This window comes from Streptomyces sp. NPDC028368 (assembly GCF_055565615.1).
Genome location: NZ_JBVHTY010000005.1, coordinates 29,687 through 54,080, shown reverse-complemented (window position 1 = coordinate 54,080; position 24,394 = coordinate 29,687). Strand labels below are relative to the sequence as shown.

Annotated in this window: 23 protein-coding genes and 1 tRNA gene; 14 read left to right on the top strand and 10 right to left on the bottom strand. The window is 71.1% G+C overall.

Features of this window, described 5'->3' with window-relative positions; genetic code table 11:
* Nucleotides 1–140: 140 nt before the first annotated feature.
* Nucleotides 141–1,004, bottom strand: a complete 864-nt coding sequence (locus ACZ4S3_RS13055; RefSeq protein WP_467931788.1) for a glycerophosphodiester phosphodiesterase — start codon at nucleotides 1,002–1,004, stop codon at nucleotides 141–143.
* A 460-nt stretch (nucleotides 1,005–1,464) separates the two neighbouring features.
* Between ACZ4S3_RS13055 and ACZ4S3_RS13050 the strand changes: the two genes are divergently transcribed.
* From ACZ4S3_RS13050 to ACZ4S3_RS13035, 4 genes are all read left to right on the top strand, one after another.
* Nucleotides 1,465–2,997, top strand: a complete 1,533-nt coding sequence (locus tag ACZ4S3_RS13050; protein ID WP_467931787.1) for a S1C family serine protease — start codon at nucleotides 1,465–1,467, stop codon at nucleotides 2,995–2,997.
* A gap of 42 nt (nucleotides 2,998–3,039) precedes the next feature.
* A tRNA-Ser gene (locus ACZ4S3_RS13045) sits at nucleotides 3,040–3,126 on the top strand.
* A 576-nt stretch (nucleotides 3,127–3,702) separates the two neighbouring features.
* Nucleotides 3,703–4,152: a GNAT family N-acetyltransferase gene (locus ACZ4S3_RS13040; protein WP_467931786.1), complete on the top strand. Its 450-nt coding sequence runs from the start codon at nucleotides 3,703–3,705 to the stop codon at nucleotides 4,150–4,152.
* Between the two features lie 56 nt (nucleotides 4,153–4,208).
* Complete coding sequence (locus tag ACZ4S3_RS13035) at nucleotides 4,209–4,985, top strand: class I SAM-dependent methyltransferase (RefSeq protein ID WP_467931785.1); 777 nt, start codon at nucleotides 4,209–4,211, stop codon at nucleotides 4,983–4,985.
* 57 nt (nucleotides 4,986–5,042) lie between these two features.
* Here the strand turns inward: ACZ4S3_RS13035 and ACZ4S3_RS13030 are convergent, their stop codons facing one another.
* Nucleotides 5,043–6,053, bottom strand: coding sequence for a bifunctional DNA primase/polymerase (locus tag ACZ4S3_RS13030; RefSeq protein WP_467931784.1), 1,011 nt, complete (start codon nucleotides 6,051–6,053; stop codon nucleotides 5,043–5,045).
* A 234-nt stretch (nucleotides 6,054–6,287) separates the two neighbouring features.
* Here ACZ4S3_RS13030 and ACZ4S3_RS13025 point away from each other — a divergent pair, with 234 nt between their 5' ends.
* From ACZ4S3_RS13025 to ACZ4S3_RS12985, 9 genes are all read left to right on the top strand, one after another.
* Entirely contained in the window at nucleotides 6,288–6,596 is a 309-nt protein-coding gene (locus tag ACZ4S3_RS13025; protein ID WP_467931783.1) for a hypothetical protein, read from the top strand.
* Between the two features lie 234 nt (nucleotides 6,597–6,830).
* On the top strand, nucleotides 6,831–7,988 hold the full coding sequence (locus ACZ4S3_RS13020; RefSeq protein ID WP_467931782.1) for an acyl-CoA dehydrogenase family protein: 1,158 nt from the start codon (nucleotides 6,831–6,833) through the stop codon (nucleotides 7,986–7,988).
* Complete coding sequence (locus ACZ4S3_RS13015; RefSeq protein ID WP_467931781.1) at nucleotides 7,985–8,890, top strand: bifunctional MaoC family dehydratase N-terminal/OB-fold nucleic acid binding domain-containing protein; 906 nt, start codon at nucleotides 7,985–7,987, stop codon at nucleotides 8,888–8,890. The genes ACZ4S3_RS13020 and ACZ4S3_RS13015 overlap by 4 nt, the downstream gene beginning before the upstream one ends.
* The gene (locus ACZ4S3_RS13010) at nucleotides 8,890–9,921 is read left to right on the top strand and encodes an acyl-CoA dehydrogenase family protein (protein WP_467931780.1); all 1,032 of its coding nucleotides are present in this window, start codon (nucleotides 8,890–8,892) and stop codon (nucleotides 9,919–9,921) included. The genes ACZ4S3_RS13015 and ACZ4S3_RS13010 overlap by 1 nt, the downstream gene beginning before the upstream one ends.
* Nucleotides 9,918–10,310, top strand: coding sequence for a MaoC family dehydratase (locus tag ACZ4S3_RS13005; protein WP_467931776.1), 393 nt, complete (start codon nucleotides 9,918–9,920; stop codon nucleotides 10,308–10,310). Before ACZ4S3_RS13010 ends, ACZ4S3_RS13005 begins: the two co-directional genes overlap by 4 nt.
* Nucleotides 10,307–11,473 carry a lipid-transfer protein gene (locus tag ACZ4S3_RS13000; protein ID WP_467931772.1) on the top strand — a complete coding sequence of 389 codons (1,167 nt, stop codon included), beginning with the start codon at nucleotides 10,307–10,309 and terminating at the stop codon, nucleotides 11,471–11,473. The genes ACZ4S3_RS13005 and ACZ4S3_RS13000 overlap by 4 nt, the downstream gene beginning before the upstream one ends.
* Nucleotides 11,474–11,647: 174 nt before the next feature.
* Complete coding sequence (locus ACZ4S3_RS12995; protein ID WP_467931768.1) at nucleotides 11,648–12,181, top strand: SigE family RNA polymerase sigma factor; 534 nt, start codon at nucleotides 11,648–11,650, stop codon at nucleotides 12,179–12,181.
* Between the two features lie 69 nt (nucleotides 12,182–12,250).
* On the top strand, nucleotides 12,251–12,811 hold the full coding sequence (locus ACZ4S3_RS12990) for a GNAT family N-acetyltransferase (protein WP_467931764.1): 561 nt from the start codon (nucleotides 12,251–12,253) through the stop codon (nucleotides 12,809–12,811).
* Between the two features lie 367 nt (nucleotides 12,812–13,178).
* Entirely contained in the window at nucleotides 13,179–14,168 is a 990-nt protein-coding gene (locus tag ACZ4S3_RS12985; RefSeq protein ID WP_467931760.1) for a helix-turn-helix domain-containing protein, read from the top strand.
* Here ACZ4S3_RS12985 and ACZ4S3_RS12980 read toward each other — a convergent pair.
* The 5 genes from ACZ4S3_RS12980 to ACZ4S3_RS12960 all read right to left on the bottom strand — a co-directional run bounded on the left by ACZ4S3_RS12980 (nucleotide 14,158) and on the right by ACZ4S3_RS12960 (nucleotide 18,994).
* Nucleotides 14,158–14,907, bottom strand: a complete 750-nt coding sequence (locus ACZ4S3_RS12980; RefSeq protein WP_467931756.1) for a hypothetical protein — start codon at nucleotides 14,905–14,907, stop codon at nucleotides 14,158–14,160. The two genes, ACZ4S3_RS12985 and ACZ4S3_RS12980, sit on opposite strands and share 11 nt — an antisense overlap.
* Complete coding sequence (locus tag ACZ4S3_RS12975) at nucleotides 14,904–16,598, bottom strand: ABC transporter permease (RefSeq protein WP_467931751.1); 1,695 nt, start codon at nucleotides 16,596–16,598, stop codon at nucleotides 14,904–14,906. The genes ACZ4S3_RS12980 and ACZ4S3_RS12975 overlap by 4 nt, the downstream gene beginning before the upstream one ends.
* Nucleotides 16,595–17,461, bottom strand: coding sequence for an ATP-binding cassette domain-containing protein (locus ACZ4S3_RS12970; protein WP_467931746.1), 867 nt, complete (start codon nucleotides 17,459–17,461; stop codon nucleotides 16,595–16,597). The genes ACZ4S3_RS12975 and ACZ4S3_RS12970 overlap by 4 nt, the downstream gene beginning before the upstream one ends.
* Nucleotides 17,462–17,597: 136 nt before the next feature.
* Entirely contained in the window at nucleotides 17,598–18,449 is an 852-nt protein-coding gene (locus ACZ4S3_RS12965) for a zf-HC2 domain-containing protein (protein ID WP_467931742.1), read from the bottom strand.
* The gene (locus tag ACZ4S3_RS12960; RefSeq protein WP_467931738.1) at nucleotides 18,446–18,994 is read right to left on the bottom strand and encodes an RNA polymerase sigma factor; all 549 of its coding nucleotides are present in this window, start codon (nucleotides 18,992–18,994) and stop codon (nucleotides 18,446–18,448) included. The genes ACZ4S3_RS12965 and ACZ4S3_RS12960 overlap by 4 nt, the downstream gene beginning before the upstream one ends.
* Before the next feature lie 334 nt (nucleotides 18,995–19,328).
* On the opposite strand from ACZ4S3_RS12960, the gene ACZ4S3_RS12955 reads away from it, so the two are divergent.
* Nucleotides 19,329–19,655 carry a hypothetical protein gene (locus ACZ4S3_RS12955; RefSeq protein ID WP_467931735.1) on the top strand — a complete coding sequence of 109 codons (327 nt, stop codon included), beginning with the start codon at nucleotides 19,329–19,331 and terminating at the stop codon, nucleotides 19,653–19,655.
* A 143-nt stretch (nucleotides 19,656–19,798) separates the two neighbouring features.
* On the opposite strand, the gene ACZ4S3_RS12950 is transcribed toward ACZ4S3_RS12955, so the two are convergent.
* The 3 genes from ACZ4S3_RS12950 to ACZ4S3_RS12940 form a co-directional block, all read right to left on the bottom strand.
* Nucleotides 19,799–20,158 carry a hypothetical protein gene (locus tag ACZ4S3_RS12950; RefSeq protein WP_467931733.1) on the bottom strand — a complete coding sequence of 120 codons (360 nt, stop codon included), beginning with the start codon at nucleotides 20,156–20,158 and terminating at the stop codon, nucleotides 19,799–19,801.
* Between the two features lie 54 nt (nucleotides 20,159–20,212).
* The gene (locus ACZ4S3_RS12945) at nucleotides 20,213–21,076 is read right to left on the bottom strand and encodes a response regulator (RefSeq protein ID WP_467931729.1); all 864 of its coding nucleotides are present in this window, start codon (nucleotides 21,074–21,076) and stop codon (nucleotides 20,213–20,215) included.
* Nucleotides 21,073–24,394: hybrid sensor histidine kinase/response regulator (locus tag ACZ4S3_RS12940; RefSeq protein ID WP_467931725.1), on the bottom strand; the 3,322-nt coding region annotated here is incomplete at its 5' end. The genes ACZ4S3_RS12940 and ACZ4S3_RS12945, both read right to left, overlap by 4 nt.

Below are 24,394 nucleotides of genomic sequence, written 5' to 3'. Positions count from 1 at the left end.
CCCCGAGACCTCCTTTGCCCCACGCCACGGGTTGAATGCCCCAATGGACTGGACCGGAAACCGGCCAAGCGGCACACAGTGACGCACTCGACATCTTCGAATACGGGTCGAATGCGCCGGTGCACACCCTGTGAAGGGCTTTAGGTAAGGCCGAGTTGAGTTCGCACCAGTTTGGGGCGATTTGTAATCACGGCATCCACGCCCAGGTCGCGGCACAGCTCAACATCCGCCGCTTCATTGACCGTCCATACGTGCACGCGATGGCCCGCACGGTGCGCCTTGGCGACGTACTCCGGGTGCGCGCGGAGGATCCGGATGCCGGGGCCCGCGATGCCGACGCCGGGGGGCAGGCGGCCGTCGCGGTGCCGCGGGGTGAGGAACTGCATCAGGTAAACGCCGGGAATGTCCGGCGCGGCGGCCCGTACGCGGTGCAGTGAGCGGGCGGAGAAACTCATGACCCGGACCGCCGGCGTCTCATCGGCCGCCCTGGCCGGTTTTGTATGCCCGAACCGGTCGAGCAGCTCGACCAGACGCTCCTCCACCTGTCCGGCCCAGCGCGTCGGGTGTTTGGTCTCGATGGCGAGCTCGACCCGGCGGTCCGCGTCGGCGACCAGCTCCAGCAGCCGCTCGAGGGTCAGTACGGAGGTCCGCTCGGGATCCTCGTGCTGCCGGTCGGGCGCCTCGTTGGGGTCCAGCGTGTCCGGGCCGTCCGCGCCCTCTTTCCAGGACCCGAAGTCGAGGGTGGCGAGATCGGCCAGCTCGAGGGCGGAGACGGCGCCGCGCCCGTTGGAGGTGCGGTTTACCCGGCGGTCGTGCACGCACACCAGCTGCCCGTCGGCGGTCAGCCGGACATCGCACTCCAGGGCGTCCGCGCCGTCCTCGATCGCCTTGCGGTAGGCGGCCAGTGTGTGCTCCGGAGCGTCCTCGGAGGCGCCTCGGTGGGCGACGACGGAAATGACCGGCGGACTCGAACGGGCGTCCTGGGCGGGGCGTGCATAGTTCACCGAGTTATCGTGCCATCCGCCACCCGGGGGACGGTTGCGCGGTGCCCGACGGGCATCGCAGCGGATGCGCCCGAATTGTCCGGCATAAAGGATGAGGGGATAGTCACAGCCTCGGCTTACGGCGCTCTGACGCGCCGTGGGAAAGGCTGGAGACGGTGTCGTAGTGGTCCGTGCTGCCCGTACGGGCCGAATGGCCCCGTATGGCCCGTATGGCCCGCGTCGGCGGGATCCTTGATGCTGGGGGTCCGGGCCTCGCGGTTCGGGCCCTTGGGTTCCGTATCCCGGGGCATCAGCAATCCCAGGGCATCCGTATCCCCAGGACAGAAGAGGAACTGCCGGACAGCGAGACCACCGGACGAAGGAACCACCGGACACCCCGGACCCAGGAACCGCCGGACCGGGACGTCATGGCCCCCGAGGGCCCGTGGTCCGGCACAGTCGTGAAGCTGAGGAGAGAGCTGTGAGCACCGAGAACGAGGGAGCCGACGTCCCGTCGGAGGCCAAGCCGCCGACCGGGCCGCAGGCGTCGGACAGCGCCCCCGCGTCCGCCTCCGGCGCCCAGACTCCGGACGTCCCGCCCGTGCCGGCCGCTCCGCCCGCGGCACCCCCGCCGCCGGGCTTCGAGCCGGCCACCGGCGCGGGCCGGCCGGACGACACAGCCAGGATTCCTCCGGCACCCCTCGCGTCCGCGCCCGGCGGCAGCCCCTGGGAGCAGTCCCATGCACCCGGCGGACCGGGGCCCTCCCACCCCGACGCGACCGCGCAGATCCCTGCATATGCGACGGCCGGCCACGGCTCCTCCGGCGGCGGCTGGGGCCTCCACGGTGGCGGCGGTGACCCCTGGGGCGTTCCGGGCGGCCCGGCCCCCAAGCGGCGTAATGGCGGGCTGATCGCTGCCGTCGTGGCGGCCGCGCTGGTCGCGGGCGGTATCGGCGGCGGCATCGGCTTCTGGGCCGCGGGCCAGAACGACAGCAGCTCGACGACGGTCACCGCGACCGGCAACCCCGAGGCGCTGAACCGTAAGCCCACCTCGGTCTCCGGGATAGCGCAGAAGGCGCTGCCCAGCGTGGTGACGATCGAGGCGCAGGGCGCGACCGGCGAGGGCGGCACGGGCACCGGCTTCATCTACGACAAGCAGGGCCACATCCTCACCAACAACCACGTCGTCTCCAGCGCGGCCGACGGGGGCAAGCTCACCGCGACGTTCTCCAACGGCAAGAAGTACGACGCCGAGGTCGTCGGCCGCGCCCAGGGCTATGACGTCGCCGTGGTCAAGCTCAAGCACGCCTCGGGCGCCCCGCTCAACCCTCTTCCCCTCGGCAAGTCGTCCCAGGTCCAGGTCGGCGACGCCACCATCGCCATCGGTGCGCCTTTCGGCCTGTCCGGCACGGTCACCACCGGCATCATCAGCGCCAAGGACCGCCCGGTGGCCTCCAGCGACGGTGACGGCGCCAGCGCCTCGTACATGAGCGCCCTCCAGACGGACGCCTCGATAAATCCCGGGAACTCCGGCGGCCCGCTGATGGACGCCGGCGGCAATGTCATCGGCATCAACTCCGCCATCCAGTCGGCCGGCAACGGCGGCGGCATGGGCGGTGAGTCGCAGCAGTCGGGGAGCATCGGCCTGGGCTTCGCCATCCCCATCGACCAGGCCAAGCGGGTGGCGCAGGACCTGATCAAGAACGGCCGGCCGGTCTATCCGCAGATAGGCGTCCAGGTCGGCATGAAGGACACCGGCAACGGCGCCACCATCGCCCAGACGGGCAACAACGGCTCCGACTCGGTGACCCCGAACGGCCCCGCCGACAAGGCGGGCCTGCGACCCGGCGACACCATCACCAAGCTCGACAGCACCGTGATCGACAGCGGTCCGACCCTGATCAGCGAAATCTGGCAGCACAAGCCCGGCGACCACGTCACCCTCACCTACCTGCGCGGCGGCAAGGAGCACACCGCCCAAGTCACCCTGGGCCAGCGCACGGGCGACAAGTGACGCGCTAGTCTGATCCCGCGACACCGCACACCGGTGCCGCGAGGAGGCTTGCCCGAGCGGCCTAAGGGAACAGTCTTGAAAACTGTCGTGGCGGCAACGTCACCGTGGGTTCAAATCCCACAGCCTCCGCAGAGGTCGGCTATGTAGCTGGTCGAAAGGGGCGCCCTGTTGATACGGGGCGCCCCTTTCGCATGGGCTCAGCCGACGATGTCGCGGGAGTGGACCCAGCCCTTGGCACCGTTCTTCTCGGTGACGGGGTGCTCCGACTGGCCGTAGTGCCAGCGGTTACCGGAGGAGTTCTTCGTGCTGCACGTCACGTAGAAGCTGTCGCTGTTGTCGCCGCCCAGGGTAATTTCTTAATGTGCGGCTTGTGGGAGTTAGGTTTATTTCGCCCGGTTCCGTGGCCAGTGACCTGGCCTCGTCAGATATTGGGTTGCGGGATATCCGGTTGGGCTGGATGGTGCGATGGCGTCGGCTTCGATGTGGGCTCGGGGTCAGGATTTTCCTGGCAGGGTGGGTGTTCTCTTTTGGGGGAGGAGGTAAATGGATGAGTGAGTGAAGCGTGTGCGGTTCATAGTGCATTTGGGGCGGTGGAGTACTGTCTTAGTAAGAGGAATTGAGTGGGTTCGGGCGGAAGGGTGTGGGGTGGGGGTCATGGTGGTGATTCGGCGGGCTGGGGCGCGGGATGTCAAGAGGATCAGCCGGATGGTGCGGAGTTCCGGGGCCTATCAGGGGCCCTATGCGTCGATGGTTGAGGGATATCGGGTGGGGCCCGATTATGTAGAGGCGCATCGGGTGTTTGTGGCGGTGGATGAGGCGGACGCCGACCGGCTGCTGGGGTTTTATTCATTGATCGTGGATCCGCCGGAGCTGGATTTGATTTTTGTGGCGGACCATGCCCAGGGGGCGGGTATCGGGCGGCGCCTTATCGAGCATATGCGGGCCGAGGCGCGGCGGGCGGGAATTGACAGTGTGCGGGTGGTGTCGCATCCGCCTGCCGAGGGGTTTTACCGGAGTGTGGGAGCCCAGCGGAGCGGCACGGAATGGGCGAGGCCGCCGGTGGTGATGTGGGATCGGCCGGAATTTATGATCCCGGTGGGGAGTAATGAGGTGGGGAGTAATGAGGTGGGGAGTGGCGAGGTGGGGGAGAAGTAGGTCGGTGGGGGAGATTAGGTCGACGGGGAGGAGCGGACAGGTGGGAGTTATTCGGTATGGGTGTGTCGCGTTCGTTTGAGGAGTTGGTGGCCGAGGCTGACGCCGTATCGGTCGCGGGCTGGGACTTTTCGTGGCTGGCGGGGAGGGCTACCGAGGAGCGGCCTTCGTGGGGGTATCAGCGGGCGATGAGCGGGCGGTTGGCGCGGGCGTCGGCGGCGCTGGATGTTCAGACGGGGGGCGGCGAAGTGCTCGGGGCGGCGGAGACAATGCCGCCGGTGATGGTCGCCACGGAATCCTGGCCGCCGAATGTCGCCAAGGCCACCGCGCTGCTGCATCCGCGCGGCGCCGTTGTGGTGGCCGATGCGGACGAGCCGCCGCTGCCGTTCGCCGATGCCGCGTTCGACCTGGTGACCAGCCGTCATCCGGTGACCGTGTGGTGGGAGGAGATTGCGCGGGTGCTGCGGCCGGGGGGCACGTATTTCTCCCAACAGGTCGGCCCGGCCAGCGTGTTCGAGCTGGTGGAGTACTTCCTGGGACCGCAGCCGGAGGAGGTACGGCGGGTCCGTCATCCCGAGGACGCCAGGCGGAATGCGGAGGCGGCCGGTCTGGAGGTGGTCGATCTGCGTGCGGAGTCGCTGCGGACGGAGTTCTTCGATATCGGGGCGGTTGTCTACTTTCTGCGGAAGGTGATCTGGATGGTGCCGGGATTCACCGTCGAGCGATATCGGGAACGGCTGCGGGAACTGGACGAGTTGATCAGGCGGGAGGGGCCGTTCGTGGCCCATACGACGCGGTTTTTGATCGAGGCGCGTAAGCCCGCCGCTTCCGTGTGAGCCCACGCGCCCCCTCCCGCCCCCCTTCCCCTCGCCGCAGGTGAGCGGCCGTGCACCTCACCGCCGAGCCGCGGATGCGAGGGTCGCGAGCGCCTCCGGTTCGGACAGTCCCGTATGGCATGCGGCCTCGACGAGCCGGGCGGCCAGCTCCTGGCCCAGGCCCGCCTCGTGGGCGCGGCAGGCGGCCCAGAAGAGGCGGGCGTTGCGCTGGCCCCGGGGGGAGGTGCGGACGAAGCGTACGAGTGCCGGGCCGGGCTGCGGCGGGACGGCGGGCCGGGTCTCGCGGCGCTCAGGGGGCGTGGGCGTGAGGAGGGCGAGCAGGGCGTGCGGGGCGGGTGCGGGCACGCGGGGTGCGCCGGGTGCGAGGACGTAGCGGCCGCGAGCCGTGAGGGAGCCGGGGCCGACCAGATAGCCGCCGGCCCCGCGGATGTCGATGCCCGGGGCGAGCCGTCCGACGGAGTTGGGGACGGGGGGCGCCGGTGGGCCGGTGTACCAGAGGTGGCGGCCGCCGCTGGGGGTGCGGACCGTCACCGTCGGCGGCAGCGGGAAGCGGTGCTGTTCGGCGAGGAAGCGGAGGGCGGTGAAGGCGTCGGCGCCGTTCTTGGTGTCGAGGTCGACGCCGATGAGGTGGTGCGGCGGCAGGCCGCAGGCGATGCCGTATCCGGTGGCCCAGGGGGCGGCGGCGAACATCCGGCGGATGTCGAGCGGGTCCGTGCTCGCGTCGTGGACGCCGTGCCCGATCCGGCCGCAGGCGCCGCGGCAGGGCGGTGTCTCGGGGTGGCCGCGGTGCGGTGAGCGGACGGCGGGGTGCTTGGTGCGGGTCAGCGGGATGACGGCGTAACCGTGCGCGGCGGCGTGCAGGGCGTCGGCGAGGGCGGCGGCGTGAGCGTCGGGGTGCGGGCGCGATAGCGGGCGCAGGGGGGTCCGGAGCCCGGTGGGCGGTGGTTCGGCGGCGTTGCTTCGTGGCGTGCCCATGGCTCTATTTTCGTACGAATGTTCGAGAAAAGGAAGGGGGGAAGTGCGCTGGGTGGGGGGAAAGGGGCAGGTCACAAGGGTTTGGGGGCGCATGTGGGGGCGCTGGGGCGTGGAGATGGTTTATCCGATGTTCCTCATACTTGCGAGGGAATCGACCCTTCATGACGGGTTCGCCGGGGATTCGGTGGGCAATTCTGAGGTCGCGACGTCGAGGCACGCGCCGGGTGGTCGGCCAACCACCCGGTGAACAAACGGAGTTGGCGAACAGGTCAGATCCGGCACGTAGCAGATCAGATCCCGAAGTTGTGTTCCGTAGGAGGAATAAACATGGCAAGCACCCGTACTGCCCGCGTCATCGCTGTCGCCGCCGCCCTGCCCTTCGCGGCCGTTCTCTTCAGCGGCGTGGCGCAGGCCGACAACGGCAGCCTTGCGAACAACGGGTCGAACGCGGCCTCCGCCAGCCAGCAGGGGACCGGCGTCCTCGGCGACAACCACGGAAATTCGACCACCGGTCAGCAGGTTGCCAACGGTGCCGGCGCCTCCAATCAGAACAACACCGCAAGCGTGAACGGCTCCGGTTTCACGGCCATCGACCAGAGCAACGCCAGCGTCAGCTTCGGCAACAACATCGGCTGACCCTTCTCCGGGCTCCGGGAGAGCAGGGGATAGTCCGTCGCCGCCATGGGGAGCGGCGGCTGACCGACAGGTGATGCGAGGTCGGCGCGGCGGTTACGGGCTGCGCCGGGGTTCACTGCGCCGACCTTGACAGCGAGCGGGTTTCTGACGGACAGTCAGAAACCCGCTCGCTCGTTTCGTACGCCCGGACCCCTGCGCGCCGGCGTACGGCCACCAGAAGGGGAGGCCGCCGACGTGCACCTCGCCCCCACCGCGCGCCAGCAGCGGCTGCGCACCGAACTGCGCGCCTACTTCCGGGAAGTGCTGCCCGACGGACCGGTCGAGGACGCCGCCGGACAGCGCGCGGTGCTCCGCAGGATCGGAGCCGACGGCATGCTGGGCCTGGGCTGGCCGACCGCGTACGGCGGCCAGGGGCGCGGCGCCGACGAGCAGTTCGTCTTCTTCGACGAGGCCTACCGCGCGGGCGCGCCCGTATCGATGGTCACCCTCAACACCGTCGGCCCGACCCTGATGAAGTACGGCACCCGGCACCAGAAGGACTTCTTCCTGCCGCGCATCCTCACCGGCGAGATCGTCTTCGCGATCGGCTATACGGAACCGGAGGCGGGCACCGACCTCGCCGCGCTCCGCACCCGGGCCGTGCGAGAGGGGCCGGACTGGCTGATCAACGGCGGCAAGAGCTTCACCAGCAACGCCCACCAGGCCGACTGGATCTGGCTCGCCTGCCGCACCGACCCCGACGCCCCCAAGCACAAGGGGATCTCCCTCCTTCTCGTGCCGACAGATGCGTCCGGCTTCTCCTGGACCCCGATCGAAACGGTCGGCGGCCTGATGACCACCGCCACGTACTACGACGGCGTACGCGTCCCGGCCGGCAACCTCGTCGGCGAGGAGAACGCGGGCTGGCAGCTGATCACCCATCAGCTCAACCATGAGCGGGTCGCGCTGGCGGCGATCGGTATGCAGGCCGAGGACGCCTTCGACGCGGCGCTGGCATATGCCCGTACGCCCGGCCCGGAGACCGGCGAGCGTCCCGCGGACCGGCCCTGGGTACGGTCCCGGCTCGCCGAGGCTCACGCCAGGCTGGCCGCCACCCGGCTGCTGAACTGGCGGCTGGTCGGCGATGTCGGCGCCGGAACACTGAGCCCCGGAGACGCGAGCGGCGTCAAATTCGCCGGGACGGAGAGCACCGTCGAGGTCTACCGGATGTGCCAGGAAGTGGTCGGCGACGCCGCCCTCCTACGGGCCGGATCGCCGGGCGCCTTCGGGGACGGCGAGCTGGAGCGGATGAACCGTGCGGCGCAGATCAACACCTTTGGGGGCGGCGTGAGCGAGGTCCAGCGGGAGATCGTGGCGACGATGCGACTGGGGATGCGCAGGGGGCGGCGGTGAGCGGCCTCCAGGAGCGGCTGAAGGCCTTCGAGGGGCGGCCGACCGCCGCCGCCGGCCGCGGCAAGGACCCGGTCAACGAGCCGATGATCCGGCACTGGTGCGAGGCGATGGGCGACACGAACCCCGCCTACCGGGGCCCGGACGCCATCGCCCCGCCGACCATGCTCCAGGCCTGGACGATGGGCGGACTCTCGGGGAACGCGGACCGCTCCGGGGCGTACGGCGAGCTGTCCGGGCTGCTCGACGACGCCGGATACACCTCGATCGTCGCCACCGACTGCGAGCAGGAGTACCGGCGCCCGCTGCGCCCCGGGGACCACATCACCTTCGACGCGGTCATCGAGTCCGTATCGGAGCGTAAGACGACCAAGCTGGGGACCGGGTACTTCGTCACGACGCGGATGGATGTCCGGGTGGACGGGGACCCGGAACCGGTGGGGACGCATCGGTTCCGGATCCTCAAGTACGCACCGGCGGCGGCCCGGAAGCCGGCGGCGCGCCGCCCCCGCCCCGTCATCAACCGGGACAACGCCGGGTTCTGGGACGGCGTGGCACAGCGCCGGCTGCTGATCCAGCGATGCACGCGCTGCGGCACGCTCCGGCTGCCCTGGCTGCCCGGCTGCAACGCCTGCGCCTCCCCGGAGTGGGACACCGTCGAGGCGAGCGGCGAGGGCACCGTCTACTCGTACGTCGTGATGCACCATCCGCCCTTCCCGGCCTTCGACCCCCCGTACGCGGTGGCCCTGGTGGAGCTCGCCGAAGGGGTGCGGATCATCAGCAATGTGGTCGGCGTGCCGTACGACAAGGTGCGCATCGGGATGCCCGTACGGCTGGAATTCCTGCGGGTGGACGAGGAGTGGGAAGTGCCGGTGTTCAACGGGCTCGTGGGGAGCGGCGGCTGATGGACTTCACGCCTACCGAGGAACAGCGGGCCGCGAGCGCGCTGGCGGCGGAGATCTTCGCCGACCTGTCGACGCCGCAGCGCCTGGCCGCGCTGGGCACGGCCGCCGACGCCGAACTGTGGAAGGCCCTGTGCGCGGCCGGCCTGACGGCGGCCGTCGAGGACATCGGCCTGCTGGGGCTGGCGCTGGTCCTGGAGGAACAGGGCCGGACCACGGCGCAGGTGCCGTTCGCCGCGAGCTGCGCGTACGGGGTGCTGGCCGTCGCCCGGCACGGCACGGGCGAGCAACGGGAGCGGCTGCTGCCGGGGCTGCGGGAGGGGACCCAGGTGGCGACCGGTGCGCTTGTGGCGCAGCCCGGCGTACGGGCCGAGGCGGGCCGGCTGACCGGCGTGGTCCGGGCGGTGCCGTGGCTGCGCGAGGCCACCCATGTCCTGGTGGCGGACGCCCGGCGGGCGCTGTGGCTCGTCCGTACCGATGACGCCGGGGTGCAGCGGCAGCCGGTGGAGACGACCGCGCCGTGGTCGGCGGGCCGGCTCGGCCTGGACGGGGCGCGCGGCGAGCGGCTGGGCGGGGACGGCGCGTACGCCGATGTCCTGGCCACCGCCCGTACCGCCTTCGCCGCCCTGCAGGCCGGAGTGTGCGCGGGCTCCCTGGCGCGCGCGGTCTCCCACACCACCACCCGCGAGCAGTTCGGACGTCCCCTCTCCACCAACCAGGGCGTACAGCTGCGCGCCGCCGATGCGTACATGGACACCGAGGCGATCCGGGTCACCACGTACGAGGCGGCCTGGCGCCGTGACGAGGGGCTGGACGCCGCCGCGCACGCGCTGACCGCCGCCTGGTGGGCCTCCGAAGCGGGCCAACGCGTGGTGCACGCGGGCCAGCATCTGCACGGCGGCATCGGCGCCGACGTGGACCACCCCGTACACCGGCACTTCCTCTGGGGGCGGCAACTCGACGCCTACCTCGGCTCCGGCGCCGAACTCCTGGAAGAACTGGGTGCCTTGATAACCGAGGAGGACCGGGCATGAAAGCCGGTGACGAGCTGCCGCCCCTGGAGATCCCGATCACCCGCACCCTGATCGTCGCCGGAGCCGTCGCCTCCCGCGACTACCAGGATGTGCACCATGACGCCGAGCTCGCCAAGGCGAAGGGCTCGCCCGACATCTTCATGAACATCCTCACCACCAACGGCCTGGTCGGCCGGTACATCACCGATCACTTCGGCCCCACCGCGGTGCTCCGCAAGGTGGCGATACGGCTGGGCGCCCCCAACTATCCGGGCGACACGATGACGTTGACGGGAACGGTCACCGAGGTCGACGGGGACACCGCGCGGGTGCGGGTCACCGGCGCCAACGCCCTCGGCAAGCACGTCACCGGCACGGTGACCGTCAGCCTTCCGGAGGGTCCCGCATGAGCCTGCGCCGCCCCGACTCCCTCTCCGGCCGGGCCGCCATCGCCGGCATCGGCGCCACCGAGTTCTCCAAGGACTCCGGCCGCAGCGAACTCAAGCTCGCCGTCGAGGCCGTCCACGCCGCACTGGACGACGCCGGGCTCACCCCCGCCGACGTCGACGGCCTGGTCACCTTCACCATGGACACCAACCCCGAGATCACCGTCGCCCAGGCGGCCGGCATCGGCGAGCTGTCCTTCTTCTCCCGTGTCCACTACGGCGGCGGCGCGGCCTGCGCCACCATCCAGCAGGCGGCCCTGGCCGTCGCCGCCGGCATCGCCGACGTCGTCGTCTGCTACCGCGCCTTCAACGAGCGCTCCGGCCGCCGCTTCGGCTCCGGCGTACAGCAGCGCGAGCCGTCCGCCGAGGGCACGGCGCTCGGCTGGAACCTCCCGTACGGGCTGCTCACACCCGCCTCCTGGGTCGCGATGGCCGCCCAGCGCTACCTGCACACCTACAGCCTGACACCGGACGCCTTCGGCCATGTCGCCGTCACCGACCGCCGCCACGCGGCCCGCAATCCGGCCGCGTACTTCTATGGCAAGCCCATCACCCTCGCCGACCACGCCGCCTCCCGGTGGATCGTCGAGCCGCTGCGGCTGCTGGACTGCTGCCAGGAGACGGACGGGGGACAGGCGATCGTGGTGACGTCTCCGGAGCGGGCCCGCGATCTTCGTCATCCGCCGGCGCTGATCACGGCCGCGGCGCAGGGCGCGGGCCGCGCCCAGGAGCAGATGACCAGCTTCTACCGCGACGACCTGGCCGGACTTCCCGAAATGAACGTCGTGGCACGGCAGTTGTGGGCAACCTCCGGCCTCGCTCCCGCCGACATCGACGTGGCGATTCTTTACGACCACTTCACGCCGTTCGTGCTGATGCAGCTGGAGGAGTTCGGCTTCTGCGGGCCCGGCGAGGGCGCCGGTTTCGTGGCCGCGGAGGCGTTGCCGCTGAACACCCATGGCGGGCAGCTCGGCGAGGCGTATCTGCACGGCATGAACGGCATCGCGGAGGCGGTGCGGCAGCTGCGCGGCACTTCCGTCAATCAGGTCCCGGATGCGGGGCGGGTGCTGGTGACGGCGGGAACCGGGGTGCCGACGTCGGGACTGGTGCTGGGCGGGGACGGCTGACGGGGGCGCCGGCGTCCCTCCGGTCATGATCCAAACGACAGGCCCTAGGGGTAATGGCCGGCCCGTCCGCCCTAAGGAGGTGCCGTGTGCACCACCCGTACAACTTGAGGGGGATGGGCCTTCGGCACCTTGGGCCGATCCCTCACCCCCCGCCCCGCTTCTAGCGTGGAAGACATGACCACGCCAGTGTGCAAGGGCGCTTCGGCCGCCGCTGTGTTCCCGACGTTCTCGTCCTATGTACGGGCCCGGGGGCCGGTCCTGCTGCGCGCCGCGCGGTCGCTGTCCGCCAACCCGAACGACGCCGAGGACCTGCTCCAGACCGCACTCACCAAGACGTATGTGGCCTGGGAACGGATCGAGGACCACCGTGCCCTCGACGGCTATGTCCGCCGGGCGCTGATCAACACCCGCACCTCCCAGTGGCGCAAGCGCAAGGTCGAGGAGTTCTCCTGCGAGGAACTCCCCGAGCCGGACCCGACCCCGGCCCCCGACCCGGCCGAGCTCCAGGGGCTGCGGGACGCCATGTGGCGCGCGGTGATGCGGCTGCCCCCGCGCCAGCGGGCCATGGTCGTCCTGCGCTACTACGAGGACCTCAGCGAGGTCCAGACCGCCGAGGTGATGGAGGTCTCGGTCGGCACGGTCAAGAGCGCCGTGTCCCGCGCCCTGGCCAAGCTCCGGGAGGACCCGGAGCTGGCGATGATCGGGTAGGGCCGGGGGCGGCGCTCTCGCCGGTGGCCGGTGGTCGCCGCCCGATCACCCGCCCGCTACGTTGGCCCGATGGCCACACGCGAACTCCGAACCGACCGTCTGCTGCTTCGCCACTGGCGGGAGTCCGATCTCGCCCCCTGGGCCGCGATGAACGCCGATCCCGAGGTCCGCGCCTACTTCCCGGCTGTGCTCACGCGCGAGCAGAGCGAGGCATCGGTGGCCCGCTTCCAGTCCGATCTCGCGCAACGGGGCTGGGGCTGGTGGGCGGTGGAGGTCCTCGCGACCGGCGAGTTCATCGGGTTCACCGGGCTGGATCCGGTGGACGAGGGCCTGCCGTTCACGGGAGTGGAGGCCGGCTGGCGCCTGGCCCGCCCGGCCTGGGGCCACGGTTACGCCACCGAGGCCGCCACGGCCGCCCTGGCCTACGGCTTCGAGACCCTCGCCCTCCCGGAGATCCTCGCCGTGACGACCGCCACCAACCTCCGTTCCCAGGCGGTGATGCGCCGCCTCGGCATGACCCACGACCCCGCCGACGACTTCGACGACCCGGACGTCCCCGAGGGCCCGCTGCGGGCGATCGTGGTGTACCGGATCGCGGCCGAACGGCACCGGGCCCTCACCCGCGGGTGAACCGGCCGGTCACGTCCCGCAGTTCGACACGATCTGGAGCCTGCCCCATTTCGTCGAGGTGCGGGAAAAGGCGACTGACGCGCCGTCAACCGATCGACAGGAAACGGTACTTCGGTGAGCCGGGCGCCGGTATCCCGGGCCGTAACCAAACCCATAACCAAGCCCATGACCAGGTACGGAAAACCCACCCAACCCCACCAAACCCCAGCCGCCGTCACTCGCTCGGGTGATCCCGCGCCTCTGGGCTGGCTTTTGGCGAAGTCGCCGGTGCAGGCTCGGCAACGACAACCCCAGACATGCAACGGCCCCCGGCCGGGAGTGGCATCCCGATCGAGGGCCTGACCACCGAGGAAGTGAACCCTTCCGGATGGCTGAGAAGCAGCTTAACGCGCCCACGTCCGCGCAGTACGCAGTTCGTCGATCCCCCGGCGGGGTACGCAAGGTGACCGAATTCCAGGAGTCGGAATCCACGGTCATCGGCAATCACCTGGCCCAGCACAGTGCGCTGTCGGCGACCGCGATCGGGATCGCGACGCACATCCAGTCGCTGCCCGAGGGGGAGCCGGTCGACATCAAGACGCTCGCCGGGAAGTTCCATGAGGGGCGGGTGCGGATCGCTTCCGCGCTACGGGAGTTGGAGACGTACGGGTATCTCGAGCGGGTCCGGCAGCGCGTCGAGGGCGGGAAGTTCGTGACCGTGACGTTCTCGTACAACAACCCGGTGGCCACGCGGGCCCGGCGGGCCCGGGATGCCGCCGTGCAGGCCAAGTCGGCGGCCCGGTCGGCCCCGGCTCCCCAGGCAGCCCCGTCGACCCCACCGGCTCCGCCCCGTACGCCGGCCCCGACCGCCCAGGCAGCCCCACCGGCCCCAGCCCGTACGCCGGCCCAGGCCGCCCAGGCCGCCCCACCGGCCCCGCCCGCCGCACCCCGCCCCTTACGCCCCACAGCGGCGCTCCCCCGGCCCCGCACCCCCGAGCACCACGCCACGGCCTCCGCCCTGCTCGCCAACCTGCGCCGTGACGATCCCCGGCTGCTGCTCTCCGTACGGGACATCGACCGGCTCGCCCCGGCCGTGGCCGCCTGGCTGGAGCGTGGGGCCGCTCCGGATGCCGTACGCCGGGCCCTCACCACCAGCCTGCCCGACCCGATGCACCATCCAGCGGCCCTCGTCGCCCACCGCCTCACCGCGCTCCTGCCACCACCCCTCCCAACTCCCGCCCCAGCGGCGGCCACGACCGCGCGTCCGCACCCCCTCCAGACCTGCGACGGCTGCGACCGGGCGTTCCGGGCGCCGGAGCCGGGGCGTTGTCGCGCGTGCCGGGAGATGCCGGCAGCAGCGGCCACCGTCAGGGAGTGAGGGCGGCCCGGCGGCGCCGTCCTTTCGGATCCCGGAGCAGGAGACCGGCCACGATCACGGCCACGGCGGCCACCGCGGCCCACACGGGCCGGGACGGTCCCCAGGCCGGGGACCGCGGCGGGGGGAAGAGTTCCCAGCCGTCGGGGAGCGGGAGCAGCATCGCGGTCAGGATCAGCAGCAGCGCTCCCGGCGCGGCGACCATGCCGCCGCCGGAGCCGGCCGTGACCCGCAGCCCCGCCGAGGCAAGGGCGAGGACGACGAGGAGCAGCGCCCCGGCTTCGAGGGCGAGTCCGGATTGCGGCAGCAGGACGCGTTCCTCGGGGGTGACGGCGTGCCGGCCGAGAAGGAGCACCACGGTCCAGGCCGCGCCGGCGATGACGAGTGCGGCCGCGCTGCGCAGCGCGTGCAGCAGCAGGCGGGGCGTGGGGACCACCTCGGTCGTGCGGGCCGCCGGGTCGTCCAGCATGAAGGCCGCGCCGAGCACGATCAGGACCGTGGCCACGCGCAGCAGGAGCACGCCGTCGGTGAGGTGCAGCTGCGCGGACAGGGCGGCGGGCACACCCACCAGGAGGACCGCCGCGAGTGCCGCGCTCAGCAGGGGCGTCGTCCGTGCCGCACGCAGCAGCGGCGGGAGGAGGCTGAGGGGGAGCGGCCGCGCCCCCGGTGTCGTCGTGGGGCCCGATGTCGTGATCGGGCCTGGTGCCGGACTCGGAGCCGCCGTCGGCCCCTGGCTCGTCATCGGCACGCCCGGTCCGCCGCGGGCACCTGTGCCGGGGTGGGTACCCCGAGCAGCTTCGCGGCCCGGTCGGTCGAGGTGCGGGGGTCGGCGAGCTCTTTCCAGGAGGCCTGCACGCGGGCACCGATCTCGTCGGCGGGGCGTTGCAGCAGCCCCATCGCCAGTTCCTGTTCCCGGGTGTCAAAGCTGATGCCCGTGGCGGATTCCAGCACGAGGAAGCTGAAGCCGCCGGTGGAGCGGGTCGCCAGGTCCTGGAATGCCTGGTACCCGCCGTCGGTCGCCTGGCCCGCGAGCCAGAGAACGAGTACCCCGCGCGAGCCGCACACCATCCCCGTCGTCGCGGTGTGCGGTACGGAACCGGTGACCACCCGATAGGCGAACAGAGCGGAGAACTCGGCCACCGCATCGCCGGCCGCGTCGCCCCCCGCGCCGCCCTCGCTCCACCACGTACCGACCGGAACGGCGCGCTGTGTGCCGGCCCGCAGGTCGTCGGCGTCCCAGGCCGCCTGGGGGAGCGGCGCATTGCGGTGGGAGTCGGTGCCGCCGCGGAAGATGCGCTGGCGGACGGCGTAGCGGGCTTCGGCGATCTGGCGGGGAGTGCGGGCGAGGACGCCCCGCACGACCTTGTCCCAGTCCCGGGCGCGGCCTTGGAACTCGGGGAACGCGCAGTACGTGAGGGTGGTGTGGAGGGTGGTGCACAGCTGCTGGGCCGCCGGATGACCGGTGGCCTCGGCACGCGCCTGGACGACGTCCGCGGGGACGGGCTGTGCCTGCAGCGTGCCCGCGAGGGCGGCGAGCGCCGCGGCGGCCGCGGCGCACAGCCGCAGCGGCCCCGGGCCCGGCTGCGCGGCGGCCGGCGCATCGCGCGGGGTGCGCCGTAGCAGTGCGAGTGCCGCGCAGAGTCCGGCGAGGGCGAGCAGCCACAGCAGATGCCACCCGGCGGGCCGTCCCACCAGGTCCGACGGCAGCGGTGCGGCGAATTCGTCCTCGATGGCGACCACCGCGAACCAGCGCCAGGCGGCCGTGTTCTGCACCGCCGCGACAAAGGTGAACGCGGCCAGGCCGGCCAGGACGAGCGGCGCCACCGCGGGGGATGTGGTGAGCCGGGCGAGCAGGACGCCCAGGGCTCCGGCCAGGAGCACGGCGGCGGGAGCGGTCGCGATCTCCAGCCACTGGAGGGTGCCCACGGCGCCCGGCTTCGCCGCCAGATAGGCGATCCGGGCGAGGGCGAGCGCGGCGGTGAGTGCCACCGCGGGGAGCAGGGCCAGGAGATGGGCCGCGGTACGGGCGCGCGGGCCGAGGCCGAGCACCTCGTAGAGCGGCTCGACGCCGTGCCGGTGGCCGCGCAGTACGCCGAGGTTCGTGGCGAGCAGGGTGCCGATCGCGAGCAGGAGCAGCGGGATCTGCACAGAGCGGGACTCGTCCTGGAGGACCGGATAGCGGTTGGCCGCGTCGCCGGTGGCCGCCGCGTACGCCCAGAAGCCGAGGTAGGCGGCGAGGGCGGCGAGCAGCGCGGGATGCCGGAGCAGGCGCAGCGCTTCAACGCGGGCGAGGGGCAGGACGGCGGCCGGGCCGGGGCGGGAGCCGGCCGGGCGGGCGGCGGGGTCGCGAGGGCGGGTACGGGGGGCGGGCGCGGGGGAGCCGGACGCGCCGGTCGTGTGGGTGGTGCCGGTCGTGCCGGTGGTCTCGCTCATGCCGCTGTCTCCCGTGCGGCCGTCGCGTCGAGGAGCAGCAGGTAGCCGTCCTCCAGGGTGGGTTCGAGCAGGGGGACGCCGGGCGGCGGGGAGCCGATGTTGCGTACGGTGCCGACGCCGGTGCGCCAGCCCGCCAGCGCGCGGGGGTCGCGCTGCTCGCTGCTCCACACCCGGCCGTCGGCGACGGCGGCGAGCGCGGGCGGTTCGCCGTCGAACTTGACGGTGCCGCTGTCGAGGACGATGACCCGGCGGCAGAGCGCGGCGACATCCTCGGTCTGGTGCGTGGAGAGCAGGACCGTCCGGCCGTCCCCGAGATCGGCGATCAACTCCCGGAAGCGCAGGCGCTGTTCGGGGTCCAGTCCGACGGTCGGTTCGTCGAGGATCAGCAGCTCGGGGTCGCCGACCAGCGCGGCGGCGAGTGCCACGCGCTGGCGCATGCCGCCCGACAGCTGCTTGATCTTCTTGCCGCGGCGGTCGGGCAGCCCGACGGCATCGAGCACCCTCAGGACCTCGCGGTGCCGGGCCGTCCGGTCCTTCAGCTCCTTGAGGATGGCCACGTAGTCGACGAACTCAAAGGCCGTGAAGTGGGGATGGAAGCCCGGGTCCTGCGGCAGATAGCCCAGCCGGCGCCGGATCCCGAGCCGGCCTTCGGGGCTGCGCGGGTCCATGCCGAGGACGGTGAGCTCGCCGCCGTCGGGCAGCGCGGCGGTGGCCAGGGCGCGCAGCAGGGTCGTCTTGCCGGCGCCGTTGGGGCCCAGGAGGCCGGTGACGCCCGGCTCCAGGGTGAACGAAATGCCGTTCAGGGCGCGGAAGGAACGGTAGGCGACGGTGAGGTCCTGGGCGGATACGGCGGTTCGGGTCATGGAGCGGTCCCCCTGTTGTTGCGGTGGTCAAGGCCGGGCGGTCTTCGGGGCGAGCGGGTTCCGTGGGTGCGAGTGGGTTCCGTGAGTGCGAGCGGGAGCGGGGCGGGCGTGGCTGCGGGCGCTACGGAGGCCGGCGTTACGGAGGCGGGAGGCCGCGGTCGAAGCCGGCGCGGGTCAGCGCGATGACGGCGGCGGCGGCGAGGGAGGCCCCGGCCGCGGCCCACTGCCCGGTGCCGGAGAGCAAGGGGCTGTCCCCGTTCCCGTAGGTCAGCACCAGGGCCAGCGTCCAGCCGCCGCAGGTCACCCCCGCCGCCACCGCGGGGTCGAGCCGTGCGGACAGCGCCAGTGTGATCAGGGTCAGGGCCAGGGACGGCAGCAGCCAGCCGAGCGCCGTGAGCGCGGGACCGGGCAGCGCCACGGCGGCCGCACTCACCAGGGTGGCCGTCGTGCCGGCCACCGCGGCCGTGCGGATGAGCAGCAGCCGGAGCCCGTGCATCGGGGCGACCAGCGTCATCTCGTACATCGGATCCGAACGCGGCCCGAACGACGCGGCGACCCCGACGACCGGCAGGGCCGGCGCCAGGACGAAGAACGGCAGCGGTGCGGAGCCGGCGTGCCCCCACCAGGCCACCGCCACGGTCAGCAGCAAGGTCACCGCCGCCCCGATCAGCCAGGAGCGGCGCAGGGCCGGAGTGGCCGCGATCAGCCGGGCGGTGTGATCGGGGACCTTGCACCACAGCAGCGCGCGTTCGACGGGGCCGGGCCGCGGCACGTCCATGGTGGCGCGCAGCCGGGCCCACCCCGCATCCGTACGCGCCCGCCCGCCGAGGCCGCCGAGCCGGGAGCGGCAGTGCCCGCAGTCCGCGAGGTGCGCATCGGCGGGGGACAGCCAGGGCTGCGCCAACTCCCCGCGCGCGTAGGCCCGTAGCTCCCGGTCCTCGACGTGCGGGCCGTCCGGCGTCCGTGCCGCGCCGCTGCCTTCATTCATGTGAGTTCCTTACGGAGCCGTCGACGGGCCCGCATGGCGCGGGTCTTCACCGTGCCCGCCGGAATGCGGAGCACCGCGGCGGCTTCGGCGGTGGTCAGCCCGTCCACGACGGTTGCCTGCAATACGGCGCCGAGCTCGGCGGGCAGCCGGGCCAGCGCTTCGGCCAGTTCGCCGTGCGGCAGCCCCGCCAGCACCTCGTCCTCGGCGGACGGCTGGTCCGCGAACCGGAACCGGCCGAGGGCCTGCAGCAGCCGCTGCCGCGTGCCGTGACCGCGCAGCGCATCGGTGAGCCGGCGGGTGCCGATGCGCCACAGCCAGCCGGCGGCGTCCGCGCCGGGCTGTTCGCGGTAGCGCGCGGTGCCGCGCCAGATGGCGAGGAAGGTTTCCTGTACGACGTCGTCGACCACCGCGGCGTCGGAGCAGCGGTATTGGAGCCGGGCGACCAACCACGGCTCGTAGCGCCGGTAGAACAGCTCAAAGGCCCGGCTGTCGCCGTCCGCCACCGCGCACAGCAGCTCCGCGTCGCTGCTGTGCCGCTCGTCCATACCTGCCACATCCCTTCATCGGATGGGCGGCGGCGAACGGTTCACGGTGAGAGAAAAAATCTTGTACGGGTCACCGCCGCAGCGCGCCGTCCGGGCCGTGCGCAGGGCACGCATCGTTCCACATCGGATTCGCCGCGCGGCAGCCGGAGCGGAAATGGATGTGATCCGTCCGCAAAACCCCTCTCCAGGGAGTCATGGAGCCATCGATTCCGCTCATCGAACATATTCGCCGGAATACTTTCGTCCTCACCTTCTTCCTGAGTAACGTCCGTTTCAACTTGGGTCCGAGCAGCCCGAGTTCGGGCCCGACCAACCCGAAAACAAGGGGACGATCATGACCATTGACCGGAGAAATCTTTCCCGTTCCGCCGCTGTTCTGGTGGCGTCCGGAGCCATATTCGGGGGGATGGCCGTTGCGCCGGCGAGCGCGGCCTCCGCCTCCCCCGCGATCCAGGCACCTTCCTGCGTGAAGCTCAAGAGCACCTCGAGCTGGGCCACCACCACGACCCGCGCCACCAACAACTGTTCCTACACGGTCCGGGTGTACTTCAAGTGGGACCGGCACGTCGATGGCCCCTGCACGACCCTTGCCGCCTATGGCGGCTGGCGCTCCGAGACGGTAGCGATCACCGCGCGATTCGCGGGCCTCGGCGACTGCTGACCGGCGTCACAAAAAGATGCGGTGCGTTCCCCGAACCGCAATTTCGGGGAACGCACCGCACTGCCCCATCCAACCGTTCTTCTACCCGCGTGCGGGGTGGGCAATCAAATTGACCGGTGGCTCGTTGCGGTCGTTGCGGCCATTCAGTAAAGGTCGTCAAGTGCGGTGATGAGGAGCCTCAGTTCGCGGCCGCTGCGGCGGGACATGCCGAGTATTACCGCTTCCAGGAATTCCCGCGCTTCCAGAGGGCTGCCGCAGCATTCCCACACACCACATCCCGCGTCGTCGACCCAGAGTCGGTGGTAGGGATTGCGGACGAAATTCCGCCATTTCCGTACGGAATCCGCGGTGACGCCTGGCCAGAGGTAGCTGCGGGTCAGCTCGATCCTGCTGATCTGCGCCAATGCCGATGAGGAAAGCCCGTCGACAACGGGCCGGTAGGTGAGGTGACGGTGCCGGAGCCGCTGCTCCGTACGGACTCGCCCGGGGCGCCTACGCGGCATGGGCCTTTCTGTTGAAAGTCATGGGGCGATTCTGTCAGGGGGTCCCCGAGTCCGCTACGTCCCCCGGTTCACCAGCAGTCTGCCCACGGACTGTTCCAGCTCCGCGATGCGGTCGGCGAGGCCGGTGGGCTGGGCGCCTCCCGTGTCGCGCAACAGGACCTCGAGCTCGGTGAGCTGGCCGACGATCTCGGCGAGGCGGGCGGCTTCGCCGGGGGCGGTGGTGGCGAGGGCGTCCTGTCCGTGGGGGAGGTCGGTGTCCGTCGGCGGCGGGGGTTCCGTGGACTCCGATGCGGCAGGGGGCTGTGCGAGGGTCAGGGCCTCGGTGGACTCCGACGGCTCCGCGGGCCGCTCGCCGGCCGGGGGCACGGCGTCGCCCGCCCCGCCCGCGGTGTCCGCCCCGCCCGTAGTGCCCCTCGCGCCCGTCGCGCCCGCCGCGCCCGCCGCGCCCGCCGCGCCCGACATGTCGTCCTCCGATGTCAGCAGACGCTTCAACTGCTCCGCCTGCGCGGCCAGTTGGCGGTTCTTGCGATGCAGTTCCAGAAAGACATTGACCTTGGTGCGCAGCAGCCATGGGTCGAAGGGCTTGATGAGGAAGTCGGCCGCGCCGACCGTGTAGCCGCGGTAGGCGTAGTTGGGATCCACGGAGGCACCGGTCAGCAGGATGACCGGGACGTCCTTGGTCTGGTCGAGACCCTTGATGTTGGCGGCGGTCTCGAAGCCGTTCATGCCCGGCATCATGACGTCGATGAGGACGACCGCGAACTCCTCGCGCAGCATCGCCTTGAGCGCCTCCTCGCCCGAGCGCGCACGCACCACATGCCTGCTGAGCGAGCTGAGGACGGCCTCCAGGGCGACCAGGTTCTCCTCCATGTCGTCGACGATGAGGATGCCGGCGGTGCTGTCGGGTGTGGTGGTCATGTGGCCTCCCCCGTCGTGTCCCCGGCGTCGGCCCCACCGGCCGGCGTCTCGCGGGCGTCGTCTCCCTCGGCCGCCGTCTCGACCGCCTCGGCCGCCTCGGCCGTCTCAACTGTCTCGACGGCCTCGGCGTGCTCCGTTCGTACGGCTCCGGTACGGTCCTGCGGATCCAGCAGGCGGCAGATCACCGCCAGCAGCTGGTCGACATCGACCGGCTTGGGGATGTAGTCGTCGGCCCCGCTCTCGATCGCCTTTTCGCGGTCGCCCGGCATGGCTTTGGCGGTGAGCGCGATAACCGGCAGGTCCGCGAAGCGGGGTGCGTGACGGATCGCCTTGATCATCTCATAGCCATCCATTTCAGGCATCATGATGTCCATCAGGATCAGCGATACGTCGGGCGTCCGGTCCAGGACCTCGAGGCCTTCGCGGCCGTTCTCCGCGTACTTCACGCTGATGCCGACCCGGCCCAGTACATGCGTGAGGGCGAAGACGTTACGGATGTCGTCGTCGACGATGAGGATGCGGCGGTTGGCCAGCACCCGGCCGGGGCGGCCGCTCAGCCATTCCCGGAGCCGGGTGGTCTCCGGCCAGGTGATGTCCGAGCCGTCGGGGCGAAATGCGGTCCGGGGTGCCGTACGGGCCGCGGCTTCGGGCTTTTCGAAGACGTCCCCGATATCCCTGACGTCGATGCCCCCGGCGTCCCCGGCGTCCCCGGCGTCCGCGGCGTCCCCGGCGTCCGCGGCGTCCGCGGCGTCCGCCGGGGGTTTGGCGGGTGTGTCGGCGTCGGGTTCGGTGTCGGCCGGCTGCTCCGCGGCGAGCCTGGTCGGGGCGGGAACTTCACGCACGGTAGTGACGTTGTCACGTGCAGTGGGGAGGGTGGCCGGGGTCGAGGAGAGAGGGGAGGAGGTGCCGGTGTAGCGGGCGGGGACGAAGAGGGTGAAGGTCGAGCCGATGCCGGGCTCGCTCTCGGCGATGATCCGGCCGCCGAGCAGGGCAGCCATGTCGCGGCTGATGGAGAGGCCGAGGCCGGTGCCGCCGTACTTGCGGTTGGTGGTGCCGTCGGACTGCTGGAACGCCTCGAAGATGCCGTCGAGTTTTTCCGCCGGGATGCCGATGCCGGTGTCCTTGACCGCGAGGGCGATGACGACATCGGCGGTGCGCAGGGACTCCTCCTCGAAGCCTTCGGAGGGGACGCGCTCGATGCTGAGCTCGACGCCGCCGGTGGAGGTGAACTTCACGGCGTTGGAAAGGAGGTTGCGCAGGATCTGCTGGAGGCGCTGCTCGTCGGAGAACAGCTCGCGTGGCACGTTCTCGCCGACCTTGACGTCGAAGGACAGGCCGCGGTCGAGGGTGAGCGGGCGGAAGGTCGCCCGTACGTAGTCGACGAGCTTGTTCAGCGGCAGGGCCTTGGGGTGGACGTCCATCCGGCCCGCCTCGATCTTCGACAGGTCGAGGATGTCGTTGATGAGCTGGAGGAGGTCGGAGCCGGCGCGGTGGATGGTGACCGCGAACTCCACCTCCTGCGCGGAGAGCCGGCCGTCGGGATTGTCGGCCAGGAGGCGGGAGAGCACGAGCAGGGAATTGAGGGGGGTGCGCAGCTCGTGCGACATGTTGGCCAGGAATTCGGACTTGTACTGGGACGAGGTGGCGAGCAGGGCGGCCTTTTCCTCCAGCTCGGCGTTGGTGAGCTGGAGCTCGTCGGAACGCTGGCGCAGCTCGGCGGTCAGCCGCTGGGATTCCGAAAGGAGGGATTCGGTACGGGAGTTGGCGATGATGGTGTTGATGGAAACGCCGATGGTGTTCACGAACTGGTCGATGAAGGCGAGGTGCACCTCGCTGAACCTGCTGAACGACGCCAGTTCGATGACGCCGAGCACCTGGTCCTCGAAGAGGATGGGGAGGACGACGATGCTGGCGGGAGCCGCGGCGCCGAGGCCGGAGCTGATGGTGATGTAGTCCGCGGGGACGGCGTCGACGAGGATGCGCTTCTTCTCGATGGCGGCCTGGGTGATCAGCCCCCACCCGGGCGTGCCCATACGGAGCCGGGGCAGCGAGCGGCGGCCCTCGGGTTGCCCGGTGCCGTAACCGGCGATGAGCTCCAGCCCTTCGCCCGGCTCGGCGCCCGCCTCGGCCAGGAAGAACGCGCCGAACTGCGCGTTCACCAGAGGCGTCAGCTCGCGCAGGATCAGATCCGCGACCTCGACCAGGTCACGGTGGCCCTGCATCAGGCCCGCGATACGGGTGAGGTTGGACTCCAGCCAGTCCTTGGCGCGGGTGGTCTCGCGCAGGTTGGCCACCATGAGGTTGATGTTGTTCTTCAGCGCGGCGACCTCGCCCTGGGCCTCCACCGAGATGGAGCCGGACATATCGCCCTGGGTGACCGCGCTGGCGACCTCGGCGATCGCGCGGACCTGCGTCGTCAGATTCAGCGCCAGCTCATTGACGCTGGTGGTCAGCTTCTTCCAGGTCCCGTACACGCCCTCGACCCGGGCCTGGCCGCCCAGCTGCCCCTCGCTGCCCACCTCACGCGCCACCCGGGTCACCTCGGAGGAGAAGGAGGAGAGGGTGTCGACCATGGTGTTGATGGTGGTCTTGAGCTCCAGGATCTCGCCGCGGGCATCGACGTCGATCTTCTTCGACAGGTCGCCCTTGGCGACCGCGGTCGCCACCTGGGCGATGTTGCGGACCTGGGAGGTGAGGTTGTCGGCCATGGAGTTGACGTTGTCGGTGAGGTTCTTCCACACCCCCGACACGCCGTGGACCTGCGCACGGCCGCCGAGGCGCCCCTCGGTGCCGACCTCGCGGGCCACCCGGGTCACCTCGTCGGCGAACGCCCGCAGCTGCTGAACCATGGTGTTGACGGTGTCCTTCAGCTCCAGGATCTCGCCGCGGGCGTCGACGTCGATCTTCTTCGACAGGTCGCCGTTGGCCACGGCCGTGGTCACCTGGGCGATGTTGCGGACCTGGCTGGTCAGGTTGAGTGCCATGGAGTTGACGTTGTCGGTGAGGTCCTTCCAGACCCCGGATACGTCGCGGACCTGCGCCTGGCCGCCGAGGTTGCCTTCGGTGCCGACCTCGCGGGCGACGCGGGTGACCTCGTCGGCGAAGGCGGAGAGCTGGTCCACCATCGTGTTGATCGTCGACTTGAGCTCCAGGATCTCGCCCTTCGCCTCCACGGTGATCGTCTTGCCGAGATCGCCCTCCGCGACGGCGGTGGCCACCAGGGCGATGTTGCGGACCTGGGTGGTGAGGTTGTCGGCCATGAAGTTGACGCTCTCGGTGAGGTCCTTCCAGACCCCGGAGACGCCGCGGACCTGCGCC

Coding starts and splice junctions, on each gene's coding strand:
- ACZ4S3_RS13040 (WP_467931786.1), top strand. CDS start 3,703: ATGGTGCGGAGTTCCGGGGCCTATCAGGGGCCCTATGCGTCGATGGTT.
- ACZ4S3_RS13035 (WP_467931785.1), top strand. CDS start 4,209: ATGGGTGTGTCGCGTTCGTTTGAGGAGTTGGTGGCCGAGGCTGACGCC.
- ACZ4S3_RS13030 (WP_467931784.1), bottom strand. CDS start 6,053: ATGCGCCCCCAAACCCTTGTGACCTGCCCCTTTCCCCCCACCCAGCGC.
- ACZ4S3_RS13025 (WP_467931783.1), top strand. CDS start 6,288: ATGGCAAGCACCCGTACTGCCCGCGTCATCGCTGTCGCCGCCGCCCTG.
- ACZ4S3_RS13010 (WP_467931780.1), top strand. CDS start 8,890: ATGGACTTCACGCCTACCGAGGAACAGCGGGCCGCGAGCGCGCTGGCG.
- ACZ4S3_RS13005 (WP_467931776.1), top strand. CDS start 9,918: ATGAAAGCCGGTGACGAGCTGCCGCCCCTGGAGATCCCGATCACCCGC.
- ACZ4S3_RS13000 (WP_467931772.1), top strand. CDS start 10,307: ATGAGCCTGCGCCGCCCCGACTCCCTCTCCGGCCGGGCCGCCATCGCC.
- ACZ4S3_RS12995 (WP_467931768.1), top strand. CDS start 11,648: ATGACCACGCCAGTGTGCAAGGGCGCTTCGGCCGCCGCTGTGTTCCCG.
- ACZ4S3_RS12990 (WP_467931764.1), top strand. CDS start 12,251: ATGGCCACACGCGAACTCCGAACCGACCGTCTGCTGCTTCGCCACTGG.
- ACZ4S3_RS12985 (WP_467931760.1), top strand. CDS start 13,179: ATGGCTGAGAAGCAGCTTAACGCGCCCACGTCCGCGCAGTACGCAGTT.
- ACZ4S3_RS12980 (WP_467931756.1), bottom strand. CDS start 14,907: ATGACGAGCCAGGGGCCGACGGCGGCTCCGAGTCCGGCACCAGGCCCG.
- ACZ4S3_RS12975 (WP_467931751.1), bottom strand. CDS start 16,598: ATGAGCGAGACCACCGGCACGACCGGCACCACCCACACGACCGGCGCG.
- ACZ4S3_RS12970 (WP_467931746.1), bottom strand. CDS start 17,461: ATGACCCGAACCGCCGTATCCGCCCAGGACCTCACCGTCGCCTACCGT.
- ACZ4S3_RS12965 (WP_467931742.1), bottom strand. CDS start 18,449: ATGAATGAAGGCAGCGGCGCGGCACGGACGCCGGACGGCCCGCACGTC.
- ACZ4S3_RS12960 (WP_467931738.1), bottom strand. CDS start 18,994: ATGGACGAGCGGCACAGCAGCGACGCGGAGCTGCTGTGCGCGGTGGCG.
- ACZ4S3_RS12955 (WP_467931735.1), top strand. CDS start 19,329: ATGACCATTGACCGGAGAAATCTTTCCCGTTCCGCCGCTGTTCTGGTG.
- ACZ4S3_RS12950 (WP_467931733.1), bottom strand. CDS start 20,158: ATGCCGCGTAGGCGCCCCGGGCGAGTCCGTACGGAGCAGCGGCTCCGG.
- ACZ4S3_RS12945 (WP_467931729.1), bottom strand. CDS start 21,076: ATGACCACCACACCCGACAGCACCGCCGGCATCCTCATCGTCGACGAC.